This window comes from uncultured Lutibacter sp., from assembly GCF_937891065.1.
Lineage (GTDB): Bacteria > Bacteroidota > Bacteroidia > Flavobacteriales > Flavobacteriaceae > Lutibacter.
Map to the genome: position 1 here is coordinate 24,739 of NZ_CALAEQ010000264.1, position 12,435 is coordinate 37,173.

At 30.7% G+C, this 12,435-nt stretch carries 13 protein-coding genes; 11 read left to right on the plus strand and 2 right to left on the minus strand.

Annotation, left to right across the window (positions count from 1 at the left end):
- The first annotated feature begins 52 nt into the window (after positions 1-52).
- From Q0352_RS14000 to Q0352_RS14015, 4 genes are all read left to right on the plus strand, one after another.
- On the plus strand, positions 53-805 hold the full coding sequence (locus Q0352_RS14000; protein WP_299528549.1) for a 5'-nucleotidase C-terminal domain-containing protein: 753 nt from the start codon (positions 53-55) through the stop codon (positions 803-805).
- Positions 806-809: 4 nt separating this feature from the next.
- Positions 810-1,724 carry a bifunctional UDP-sugar hydrolase/5'-nucleotidase gene (locus tag Q0352_RS14005; protein ID WP_299528587.1) on the plus strand — a complete coding sequence of 305 codons (915 nt, stop codon included), beginning with the start codon at positions 810-812 and terminating at the stop codon, positions 1,722-1,724.
- 14 nt (positions 1,725-1,738) lie between these two features.
- Entirely contained in the window at positions 1,739-2,779 is a 1,041-nt protein-coding gene (locus Q0352_RS14010) for a GMP reductase (RefSeq protein ID WP_299528552.1), read from the plus strand.
- A gap of 69 nt (positions 2,780-2,848) precedes the next feature.
- Positions 2,849-3,232 carry a DoxX family protein gene (locus Q0352_RS14015; RefSeq protein ID WP_299528555.1) on the plus strand — a complete coding sequence of 128 codons (384 nt, stop codon included), beginning with the start codon at positions 2,849-2,851 and terminating at the stop codon, positions 3,230-3,232.
- A gap of 1 nt (position 3,233) precedes the next feature.
- Here the strand turns inward: Q0352_RS14015 and Q0352_RS14020 are convergent, their stop codons facing one another.
- The gene (locus tag Q0352_RS14020; RefSeq protein WP_299528558.1) at positions 3,234-3,890 is read right to left on the minus strand and encodes a lysoplasmalogenase; all 657 of its coding nucleotides are present in this window, start codon (positions 3,888-3,890) and stop codon (positions 3,234-3,236) included.
- A gap of 10 nt (positions 3,891-3,900) precedes the next feature.
- Complete coding sequence (locus Q0352_RS14025) at positions 3,901-5,793, minus strand: hypothetical protein (RefSeq protein WP_299528561.1); 1,893 nt, start codon at positions 5,791-5,793, stop codon at positions 3,901-3,903.
- Positions 5,794-6,034: 241 nt separating this feature from the next.
- On the opposite strand from Q0352_RS14025, the gene Q0352_RS14030 reads away from it, so the two are divergent.
- From Q0352_RS14030 to Q0352_RS14060, 7 genes are read left to right on the plus strand one after another with little or no spacing between them, the layout of a single operon-like run.
- Positions 6,035-8,290 (plus strand): molybdopterin-dependent oxidoreductase, encoded by a 2,256-nt coding sequence (locus tag Q0352_RS14030; RefSeq protein WP_299528564.1) that lies wholly within the window; start codon positions 6,035-6,037, stop codon positions 8,288-8,290.
- A complete protein-coding gene (locus tag Q0352_RS14035) occupies positions 8,287-8,820 on the plus strand; it encodes a 4Fe-4S dicluster domain-containing protein (protein ID WP_299528567.1) in 534 nt (177 codons plus the stop codon). The genes Q0352_RS14030 and Q0352_RS14035 overlap by 4 nt, the downstream gene beginning before the upstream one ends.
- A 10-nt stretch (positions 8,821-8,830) precedes the next feature.
- Positions 8,831-9,790: an NrfD/PsrC family molybdoenzyme membrane anchor subunit gene (gene nrfD / locus Q0352_RS14040; RefSeq protein WP_299528569.1), complete on the plus strand. Its 960-nt coding sequence runs from the start codon at positions 8,831-8,833 to the stop codon at positions 9,788-9,790.
- 10 nt (positions 9,791-9,800) lie between these two features.
- The gene (locus tag Q0352_RS14045) at positions 9,801-10,328 is read left to right on the plus strand and encodes a YeeE/YedE thiosulfate transporter family protein (RefSeq protein ID WP_299528571.1); all 528 of its coding nucleotides are present in this window, start codon (positions 9,801-9,803) and stop codon (positions 10,326-10,328) included.
- Positions 10,329-10,350: 22 nt separating this feature from the next.
- Positions 10,351-10,941: a YeeE/YedE thiosulfate transporter family protein gene (locus Q0352_RS14050; protein WP_299528573.1), complete on the plus strand. Its 591-nt coding sequence runs from the start codon at positions 10,351-10,353 to the stop codon at positions 10,939-10,941.
- Positions 10,942-10,956: 15 nt separating this feature from the next.
- On the plus strand, positions 10,957-11,616 hold the full coding sequence (locus Q0352_RS14055) for a rhodanese-like domain-containing protein (protein WP_299528575.1): 660 nt from the start codon (positions 10,957-10,959) through the stop codon (positions 11,614-11,616).
- A gap of 27 nt (positions 11,617-11,643) precedes the next feature.
- Positions 11,644-12,261: a rhodanese-like domain-containing protein gene (locus Q0352_RS14060; protein WP_299528578.1), complete on the plus strand. Its 618-nt coding sequence runs from the start codon at positions 11,644-11,646 to the stop codon at positions 12,259-12,261.
- Positions 12,262-12,435: the final 174 nt, after the last annotated feature.

The window sequence follows — 12,435 nt, forward strand, 5'->3', positions numbered from 1 at the left end:
CTATATTTACGCTTATTTCACAAAAATAATTAAAAATAGTAGTATTTCAACAATGAAAAAATTTATAATTTTATTTTTTACAATAACATTACTTTTTAGCTGTAAAAACAAACCACCACATTTAATTAGAATTGAAGGAAAACAACTTCCTATAACTGAAGAAATTAATTCTGTAAGAGCCATTGAAGACTATATAGAACCTTACAAGCAAAAGGTTGAAAAAGAAATGACTGCAGTATTAAGTTTTACTCCAATCGAGTTAAATAGAGATGATGGAATGTTAGAAAGCTCTTTAGGAAATTTAATGGCTGATTTAAGTTACCAAAAAGCAAATCCTATTTTTAATTCAAGAACTGGAGAAAATATTGATTTTGCCATGTTCAACTTTGGTGGTATAAGAGCGGGTATTGCAAAAGGTAATATTACTATGGAACATGCCTTTAATTTAATGCCTTTTGAAAATGAACTAGTTGTCGTTGAATTAACTTCTAATAAAATTGATGAACTTGTGAATTACTTGATTACTGAAAATAAGGCGCATCCTCTTTCTAAACAAGTTAATTTAATAATGAGAGAAAATGGATTTGATTTTAAAATAAATAAGACTCCTATTGATACTGCTAAAACATATTTTGTGTTAACATCTGATTATTTACAAAATGGTGGAGATAATATGAATTTCTTTAAAAACCCTGTGAATTTGTATAAAATAGATTACAAACTAAGAAATGCTATTATTGATTATTTTAAAGAAACAGATACCATTAAAGTGAAACTTGATGGAAGATTTAAAAGAAAAAACTAAAGGTATGAAAAGAAGAAACTTTATACAAAAAACTACAACTGCAACTGCTTTTTTAACACTTGGCGGACTTTCATTACAATCTTTCAATACAAAAACCACAAAACATATTACTATTTTACATACAAATGATACGCATAGTCATATCGATCCTTTTCCTAGTTCCCATGCGAGATACGCCAATAAAGGAGGTGTTGCAAGACGTGCAACTTTGGTAGAATCAATTAGAAATGAGAATCCGAATACCTTATTATTAGATGCAGGAGATATTTTTCAAGGAACTCCATATTTTAATTTTTATGGAGGTGAATTAGAATTTAAGTTAATGAGCATGTTAAAGTACGATGCTGTTACTATTGGTAATCATGATTTTGATAATGGAGTTGATGGTTTATACGCACAGCTACCACATGCAAAATTTGATTTTTTATCTGCTAATTATGACTTTACAGATACTATTTTAAATACCCACGTAAAACCTTATAAAGTTTTTATAAAAGATGACATTAAAATTGGAATATTTGGTTTAGGAATAGAATTAAAAGGTTTGGTAGGTGAAAAAAATTATAAAGAAACTAAATATTTAAACCCTATTGAAATTGCTCAAGATATGAGTAGAATTTTAAAAGATGATGAACAATGTGATTTGGTAATTTGTTTATCTCATTTAGGTTACCATTACAAACCAGAATCAAAGCTAATTGGAGATTTAGAATTGGCTTCAAAAACAAAAAATATAGATTTAATTATTGGAGGCCATACACATACTTTTTTACCAAAACCAACAGTCACTAAAAATAGTATTGGTGAAAATGTATTGGTAAATCAAGTTGGTTGCTATGGAATTAATGTTGGAAGAATTGATTTTTATTTCGATGAAGATAAAAACAAGGCAAGTAAAGGAAAAAGTATAATTGTTTAAAATAAAATATTAAAATGCGCATAGAAAACGACATAAAATTAGGTTTTACAGATGTAATGATTCGCCCAAAACGATCAACACTCAGCTCTAGAGCACATGTAAGCTTAGATAGAACTTTTTCATTTTTACATAGCGATCATAAATGGAATGGTGTCCCAATAATGGCTGCAAATATGGATACGGTTGGTACATTTGAAATGGCAAATGAATTAGCGAAACATAAAATTTTTACAGCAATTCATAAACATTATTCCATAGAGGAATGGGGAGAATTTATGGGTAAGGCACATGAAAATTTGACTGACTATATTGCTGTAAGCACAGGAACAAGTGCAACTGATTCAAAAAAATTAAGCGCTATCATAAATCAAAGTCCACAATTAAAATTTATTTGTATTGATGTTGCCAACGGCTATTCAGAACATTTTGTGAATTTTGTTAAAAAGACTAGAGGACAATATCCAAACAAAGTAATTATGGCGGGTAATGTTGTGACTGGTGAAATGGTTGAAGAATTATTATTAGCAGGAGCAGATATTATTAAAGTTGGTATTGGTCCAGGTTCTGTTTGTACTACTCGTGTTAAAACAGGTGTTGGTTATCCTCAACTATCAGCAATTATTGAGTGTGCTGATGCTGCTCACGGTTTAGGCGGACAAATAGTATCTGATGGTGGCTGTAAAATCCCTGGTGATATAGCCAAAGCTTTTGGTGGTGGAGCAGATTTTGTGATGCTTGGCGGAATGCTTGCTGGCCATACAGAAAGTGGTGGGAAAACAATTGAAATTGACGGTGAAAAATACAAACAATTTTATGGAATGAGTTCTGAAACTGCAATGACTAAACATGTTGGTGGAGTTGCTAACTACAGAGCTTCTGAAGGTAAAACAGTTCAAATCCCATATCGTGGTGCTGTTGAAAATACAGTACAAGATATTCTGGGTAGTTTACGTTCAACATGTACTTATGTTGGTGCAAGCAGACTAAAAGAATTAACAAAAAGAACTACATTCATAAGAGTACAAGAACAACATAACGAAATTTTTTCTAAATAAATTATTGAATTAAAATTAGTGATTTTGTAATCAATTCATTTTTATTCGTCTAAAAATGAAACTAAAAAGATGCATAAATCACTAATTTTAATTTTAAGAATTGCAGTTGCACTTATTTTAATTCAAACGCTCCGTTTTAAATTTACCGCACATCCTGATAGTGTTTATATATTCACAAAAGTAGGATTAGAACCTTATGGAAGAATTGGAATTGGGGTTTTAGAATTAATTGCAGCAATTTTAATTTTAATTCCTAAAACTATTTGGGCAGGAGCTTTATTAACTGCCGGCTTAATAAGTGGTGCTATAATGATGCATTTAACCCAACTTGGCATTGAGATAAACAATGACGGTGGTACATTGTTTTATATGGCTGTTGGCACTTTCATTCTTAGTGCATTGATACTTTGGAATCAACGAAAAAAAATTCCTTTTGCTGGTATAAATCTTTAACCTAATCGTTATTCTTTTCCAAAATCATTGAACGATAAATTAAATACTGGGCTAAAACATAGGTTATCATAATACTAATTTCAAATAAATGATCTTGTGTATGAAATTTATTGATTGCTAAAACAGCATCTGAAATCATAAAAACAATAGCACCAGAAAGCATTATTAATGACTTTTTTGATTTGGTATTCAAAAAATCAATTAAGGAAACTACTCCAAATGTTGCTATGGTTAATCCATAAATTATAACTGGCCAAAGCATTTCATGAAGTGAATCTTTCAAATTAAAAATCAACAAACTAAATACTATTAAAAAAGGAATAATTGAAAATATAACTTTTGATAAAGAATACTTTTTTATTCGGGATATAACAATTTTAATAAATAAAAGGTGGGCCATTAAAAATGAAATTAATCCTGCCATAAAAAATAGCTCTCCTGAAAACATTAATAAAACATCTCCAAAAAATGAAAATTCTAAGGCTATTACATACCATTTCAATCTTTTTGGCAAAGAAAATACATACAAAAAGAGTAGTGATAAAATTATAAGTGGTTTAAAAATATAGACGAGTATTGGAATTTCAAAAATGACACCAACAATATCCAAAACTGACACCAAAACAAATACAAAAAAGGTAAATTGAGCTTTATTCATTATAAATTGATTAATTCCAAGTGGGCAAGGTACAATTTTTGCTCAATTTATTTAATAACGGCTCTATTCCATTCACTAAACTTTGTTGCATCATTTTTGAATCATCTTTATGGCATTGCAAACAAGCTCCAACCAACAATAATTGCTGTTGTTCTTTTACTGAAAAAGGTCTAAAATCTAATCGAGTTGAATTAACAACACCTTCTTTAACTTCCTTTAAAAATGGAATCCAAGCATCTTCTGGTAAACTATCATTTGGATTATCAGCATATTCAGCATTAAAATTCCATTTCCCTTTGCCATTTTCAATTATGTAAACTAACTCTCCTTTTCCATAACCCAAAGTTGCAGAATTAGCATGGCAAGATTTACAATCTCTAACTTTACTGATTGTTGTATGTGGAGAATTTGGAGCATATAATCTATGAAAAGTAACATCTTTTCCAATTTCACCAGTATAACTTCCTTTATCAATAGTCATAATCATTCCTGGGATTGCTGGTTCAATATTTTTTCCGTCTTTATTTTCACGAACTCCAATTGCTGGTAATGAAGACGAAAATTCAGCAACATGCTCTTTCCATTGCCCTTTTCCATATTTTTTATCTAACAAATCAAATGCTCTTGGCTCATTTTTATCAAATTCTGTATGACAACCAATACAACGTGAAGTCCATGATGAATGGCATGTTGCACAACTCACATTTTTATGAGCATTATCTCTTGAACAAATTTCAGGTTGTGGGTTTAATGGGTGAAGTACACCATCTTTTTTCCCAATTAAAAAAGCATTTCCTAAAGAATCAATAAACGTATTTACTAATGGGTGATTATCTTTTTTAACAGCAATCATTTCTTTATCATAATGTGTGTAATCTCTATGTAAAAAAACCAATAAACTTTCAGCATCTAAAGAATCGTATGAAATTGTGTTTGGTTTTTCTTTAAAATGACAGTCGGCACATTGTAAAGTAACAGCTTGTTCTTCGTGAGTATATTTTTTTCCAGTACCCATTACCTCATGTGACGAATGACAATCTACACATAACAATCCTTTTGTATGATGTATATCTTCTTCAATGTATTTATAAACACGTTTATCTTCAACAGTTTTAAACCCCTTAAAACCTATAATCTCTTCTTCATTTAACATTGTTTCTTGCCAACCTTCATAATTTGTTGAAATTCTACTTGAACGACTATGACAACCATAACAATGCTCATTTTTCACAAAAATATCTGTTGAAGGGTGAAATTTTGGCAATTCTTTTTTATCAGAAGATAAATAATTCACTAAATCAGTTTTAGCTTCTTCAGAATAATTTAAATGACACGCATTACAACCTCCACCTCTACTCATCTGTGTAATTTCACCGTATTCCTGTTTTTCTGCTCCTAAATGACAATTAGCGCATAAATCACGTATATGTTTATCTGCAGGCGAATCTTTAATATCTTTTATATGATAATGATAATCTGGGGAATCTGCTTCACCAAAAATATATTTATCAACAGCAACCAATCCACTATTAGTTGTCATTAGCGAGTTTTCAATTTTAGAAAGTTCATTTGGGTGACATTTCCCACAAGTTACAGCAGCATCTACTAAATTACCTGGTATTAAAACCATTCCTTTATGTGAATCTTCCTTATCTAAAGTATTAGGATTTCCTAAATGACAACTTATACAACCAATTAGTTCAGGATTGTGATATTCTGAATAACCTTTTGTATCTGAATGACAATTTAAACAAGACTCTTCATCTATATTTTCAATTTTTATATACTGAATTTCATGATTGCCTATTATCTCTAAATCATCTTTACTTTTTAAAAAGAAAAGAATAAGTACTCCTGTAATTAGTAATGCAAAAAAACCAACTTTAGCGAATTTTATCTTCATAAATAAATTGTTGGCTCAAATTTACAATAAATTAAAATCTAGTTAAACAATTATTAAAAAAGTTAATAAACTGATATCCATTTCAATAGAATTTCAACGAATAGATATGTAACATTTATCACATATAATTTGCTGATTATCAATTTATTATTGTAACTATTGTTACTGTCTCTAAAAAGATTTAATGACTTTTATCATACTCTAAACTTTACTGAGTAAATATCTTTACCCCAGAAAAAAAATGAATAAACTTATGACTACTTCAAGAAGAAAATTTATTAAAATTTCTGCCTTAGGATTAGGAGGTGTTGCGGCAACTACAAGTGCAATTAATGTATTTGGGGCCAATTCATATTTAGATGATTTAGTAAAACAAAAAGTTTCTAAAGAATTTAAAAGAACTGCTACCTATTGCGAAGTTTGCTTTTGGAAATGTGCTGCTTGGACATACACAAATGAAGAAGGCGAGATTAAAAAAATTATTGGTAACGAAGATGATACTCATTGTGAAGGAAGGCTTTGCCCTAGAGGTACAGGTGGAGTAGGAATGTATACTGATCAAGACCGACTTAAAACTCCCTTAATCCGAACTACAGTAAATGGTGAAGAAACATTTAAAGAAGCTAGTTGGGAAGAAGCTTTAGATTTAATTGCTTCAAAATTTAAAACTGTAATTGATTCTCATGGGCCTGAATCTATAGCATTAATTAAACACGGGTCACCAGGATCACATTTAGAACATTTATATAAAGCTTTTGGATCAGATACAATTGCAGAACCAGCTTATGCACAATGTAGAGGCCCTAGAGAAACAGGTTTTAAATCAACTTTTGGAAGTTGGGTGGGTTCCCCCGAACCAACTGATATTAGAGATACAAAATGTTTAGTGCTTATTGGTTCTCACATTGGTGAAAATATGCACAATTCTCAAGTTCAAGAAATGTCTGATGCAATAGATAATGGTGCTACTATTATAACTGTTGATCCTAGACTATCTACTGCCGCAAGTAAATCTAAACACTGGTTAGCTATTAAACCTGCTACAGATATTGCTTTAATGCTTTCTTGGATGAATGTATTAATTGAAGAAGGTTTATATGACAAGGCTTATGTAGAAAAATATGGACTAGGCTTTGATGAATTAAAAGAGCACGTAAAACAATTCACTCCTGAGTGGGCCTATGGTATTACAACAATAAAACCTGAAGAAATCAGAAAAACTGCAAGAGTTATGGCTCATGCTGCACCTTCAGTAATTATCCATCCTGGACGACATGTTGTATGGTATGGTGATGATACACAACGTGCAAGAGCAATGGCTATTTTAAATGGTTTATTAGGTTCTTGGGGACGTCGTGGTGGATTTTATTTTAAAGAAAAAATTTCAGTACCTAAATTTCCACAACCTAAATATCATCACCCAAAATGGGGATGGAAAGAAATTGGAGAGAAATATCCTTTAGCTGAAATGGGAATTACAAGCGAGGTTCTTAGAGCTGCGATACCTAGTGATGATAATAAATATCCTGTTAAAGCATTAATGGTTGCAGGAACTAATATTACAAAATCAATTCCAGATAGAAAACTATTAGAAGAAGCTTTAGAAGCTTTAGACTTTGTTGTTGTTATTGACACAATGCCAATGGATGTTACAGGTTTTGCTGATGTAGTACTACCTGAATGTACCTATTTAGAACGCTTCGATGGTATACGATCAGCTACTAACCGACACCCTTCTATTGCTGTAAGAGTTCCCGCTGTACCTCCAAAATATGATTCAAAACCAGCATGGTGGATGGCCAAACAAATTGGGGAACGTTTAGGTGTTGGAGAATATTTTAATTATGATGATTTTAAAGAAGTTATTGAGTGGCAATTAAAAGAAATGGGAACTTCTTTAGAAGAAATGGAGAAAATTGGAGTTAAAAATTACCCACGTAAGTCGGGTCCAATGTATCTAAATGAAGATGAAATATACCAATTTCCAACAGTAAGTGGTAAAATTGAATTTTATTCTCAAGAATTAAAAAATTTAGGATTTGATCCAATACCAAAATATACAGCTCACCCAGAACCACCACAAGGTTTTTATAGATTAAATTATGGTAGAGCTCCAATGCATACTTTTAGCAGAACTGCAAACAATCCTAATTTAAATGATTTAATGGATGAAAATAAACTTTGGGTAAACCCTAAAGTTGCTAGAATACTTAGATTAAAAACAAACCAAGAGGTTTGGTTAAAAAATCAAGATGATGTTACTTCTACTTTCTCTATAAAAGTGAGAGTTACTGAAAGAGTTCGTTGGGATTCTGTTTATATGGTTCATGGTTTTGGACATGATAATAAAAAATTAAGCAACACTTATGGTAAAGGTATAAACGATACTCAATTAATTTCAAAAGTAGCTGTTGACCCTATTATGGGAGGAACTGGAATGAGAGGAAATTTTGTTACAATTTTAACTGAAAACCCACATAAAAATACTGAGATATGAGATATGCAATGGTAATAGACACATTAAAATGTGTTGGATGTAGTGATTGTGTTGTCGCCTGTCAAACAGAAAACGATGTACCAATTGGGTATTGTAGAGATTGGATTACTGAAACCGTTAGCGGTACATATCCAAATCTAGATTTAGAACTAAAATCTGAAAGATGTAATCATTGCGATAACGCACCTTGCGTACGTTGTTGCCCTACAGGAGCTAGTCATATAGTTGATGGTGGAATTGTACTTGTTACACCTGAAGAGTGTATTGGTTGTGGAGCTTGTATAGAATCCTGTCCTTATGATGCACGTTACCAACATCCTGATGGTTACGTAGATAAATGTACTTTCTGTCATCACAGATTAGAAAAAGGCCAATTGCCTGCTTGTGTGTCTGTGTGCCCAACAAAATGCATGTATTTTGGTGATTTAGACAATCCAAATAGCGAAGTTTCACAATTATTAAAAAATAGAAAGTATAAAACATTAGCTCCTGAAGCAGGAACTGATCCACATGTTTTTTACTTAACTTAAAATTAAAATTATGCAAGAAGAATTATTTACAAGTGGAAGACATATACCGCATATAGATCCTTCATTAGAAATATGGCACTGGCCAATTTCTTTATACCTTTTTCTGGGAGGATTATCAGCTGGATTATTATTTTTTGCTGCCTTATTCTATATATTAGGAAAAGATAAAGAATACCCAACAGCAGTAAAAATCGCGTCTATTGTTCCTCCTATTGCTCTATCATTAGGGTTATTAGCTTTGGTTTACGATTTAACTCATAAACTATATACTTGGCAATTATATATGACTTTTAGAATTGAATCTCCAATGTCTTGGGGAGCATGGGTTCTATTAATTGTTACTCCGCTTTCTTTTCTTTGGACATTTAGTTATTACCGAGAAATTTATCCAAGATTGGAACAAAAACTTCAAGTATTTAAAAAGTTTAAATTTTTAACTAATGTTGAGAAATTTGTTCAGGAAAACAGAATATATATGGCATATGTTTTAATTCCTTTAACATTGGTTTTAGGTATTTACACAGGTATCTTATTGTCTGCATTTAATGCACGTCCACTATGGAATAATGCTATTTTAGGCCCTTTATTTTTAGTTTCAGGTTTATCTACAGGTGCTGCAGCAATTATTTTACTTTCTAAAAACAAGAAAGAAAAACACATGTTCGGCAAAATAGATTTGGTATTAATTATTATTGAATTAGCATTAATAGTTCATATGATTATGGGTTATTATGCCGGTTCACAAGTTCAACTTGAAGCTATGCAATTATTAGTTGGTGGAGAATTTACACTAATATTCTTTGGATTTGTTGTAATCCTGGGGTTAATAATACCTGCGATACTTGAACTAATTGAACTTATAGGCTATAAAGTTCCTTCAATGGTACCTGCGTTACTAGTTCTGTTAGGTGGTTTAATATTTAGATTTGTAATGGTTGAAGCAGGACAATTAACAAGATTCCTTTATTAAAAAGTAAATTATGAAAAATAATCAAAAAAATAGACACGTTTATTGGAACCCTTATTTTGGGGGATTCTTACTAGGAATTTTAATCTTATTTACTTTTTATATTACAGGTAGAGGATTAGGTGCAAGTGGAGCAATGAAAAGTAGTGTTGTTTCTATTGTAGATACAGTTGCGCCAACACATGCAGAAAATAGTGCTTATTACAGTAAATTTATAAGTGATGAAAAATCACCAATGAATACTTGGTTGGTATTTGAAGCTTTAGGTGTTTTAATTGGTGCATTTATATCTGGTGGCTTAACTGGTCGAATTAACTGGAGAGTTCAACACTCACCAAAAATAACTTCTAAAAGAAGATTAGCTTTTGCTTTAGGCGGTGGTATTTTATTTGGGTTAGGAGCTCAAATTGCACGTGGCTGTACAAGTGGCGCTGCTTTAAGCGGTATGGCTGTATTATCAACAGGTGGTTTTATAACAATGTTAGCCATTTTTGGTTCAGCATTCGCATTTGCTTACTTTTTTAGAAAAAATTGGATTTAATAAAATAAAAAATAAAAAAAATATGGGACCATTAATTCCTAACGGTATAATTCCACACGAATGGGATAGTATAATTGCCATTTTAATTGGTATTGTTTTTGGATTTGTTTTAGAAGCTTCTGGCTTTTCATCTTCAAGAAAACTTGCTGGATTATTTTACGGCTATGATTTCGCAGTATTAAAAGTTTTCTTTACAGCTGCTATAGTATCATTAATAGGTATGTATTATATGGATTATCTAGGCTATGTTGATATAACACAAATGTATGTTCATCCTACTTATTTATGGGGAGCTATTATTGGAGGTATAATTATGGGTGTAGGTTTTGTCGCTGGAGGATTTTGTCCTGGGACGAGCTTATGCGCTGTTGCTATTGGTAAAATAGATGCTATAGTATATGTAATAGGAATTATGATTGGAGTATTCATTTTTTCTGAATTGTACTTCTTATTTGAACCTATTTACGAAGGTTTCTTTATGGGTAATATTACATTAATTGATTCTCTAGGGGTAAATCCTTATTGGTTTATATTTATATTTACCTTAATAGCAATTTTATCTTTTGTAATATCTGATATCATTCGTAAAAGAAATAAAAAAATATTTTACTAATTTAACAACAACAAAATGGTTAAAAAAAAGGTAGCAAAAGTTTTAGGTTTTAGATATAAGGCTCTTGCAGGTATATTAATCATACTTGCCGGTGGACTTGTTTTATTGCCTAAATACGAAAAACATGAAGGTATTAAACCTGAACAATTATTAAGTAACGTAATTAGTTCTGCAAGATATGTTTCAACTGATAAATTGGCTGATATCTTAATAAATCAAGATCCTTCTTATTTATTAATAGATGTAAGAGATGAAGAGAGTTATAAAAAATACTCACTCCCAAATGCAGTTAATATACCACTTGCAAAATTATTAGATGAAGATTTTGAAGCATACTTAAACCAAAATTCATACAATGTAGTTCTGTATTCTAATGATCATTTTTATGCAGATCAAGCTTGGATACTATGCAACAGGTTAAATTATAAAAACCTCAACGTTTTAAAAGGTGGAATTAATGAATGGTATGAAACTATTATAAACCCGCCAAAACCAACAGAAGACATGCCAGCTGAAGCATTTGAATTGTACACCTTCAGAAAAGCAGCAAGTATGTATTTTGGAGTAGCGTATATTCAGGAATTTAAAGTAGCACCAGTAGTAAAAAAAGTAGTTCCTAAAAAGGTTATTACTGTTAAAAAGAAAAAGAAAGCACCAGCAGAAGGTGGTTGTTAATTTTAGACACTTTATAAAAAACTCTTTATGAAAGAATTAGAAAAAACCAAACGAATATCAATAGCTGGAACACTTACTATATTGATAGTACTAATAGCTGTCTTATCTTTTGAAAGACCAAAATATCTTTACAAAGTTAATAGTGTAAAAACACTTGAAAAATTAATAAGTTTTGATTACTATGTCTCATTAGACGAAATAAATAATCCTGATTTTATTTTAATTGACGTTAGAAATCAATTTGAATATGAAAAAGGTCATATAGAAAATGCTATTAACATAACTACTTCTGAAATTTTAAGTGATAATAACACTGATATTTTGAAAGAAATTGAAGAAAAGGGAAAAATAGCACTATTGTATGGAGCAATTCCTAATGACGTAAATGGAGCATTCTTAATGATGACTCAATTAGGATTTAAAAATGTTAAAATTTTAACTGTTGAAAATAGTTACTTCGAAAATCAATTAATTACAAAAAATGTAAGTATTGAAAAGAGTAATGCAGACATACGAGCCTTTATTGATGAATCAATAAAAAAAGCAAATATAGATTCAGAAGAAAAAGTTGTAGTAAAAAAAATTACCAAAAAGGTAATTACGGTTCGAAAGAAGAAAAAAGCACCTGCTGAAGGTGGTTGTTAATTAGTTTTAATAAATACTAAAAAAAGGCGATTTTTAAATTTAAAAATCGCCTTTTTTATATCAACATAGCAGTGACCACAACTTAAAACGTAGAATTTTAAATAATTAGCTATTCATTTTTTTTAGCAAAAGTATTTAAATCTTTCCCAGTTGGTTCTTCAAATATTTCTAAAT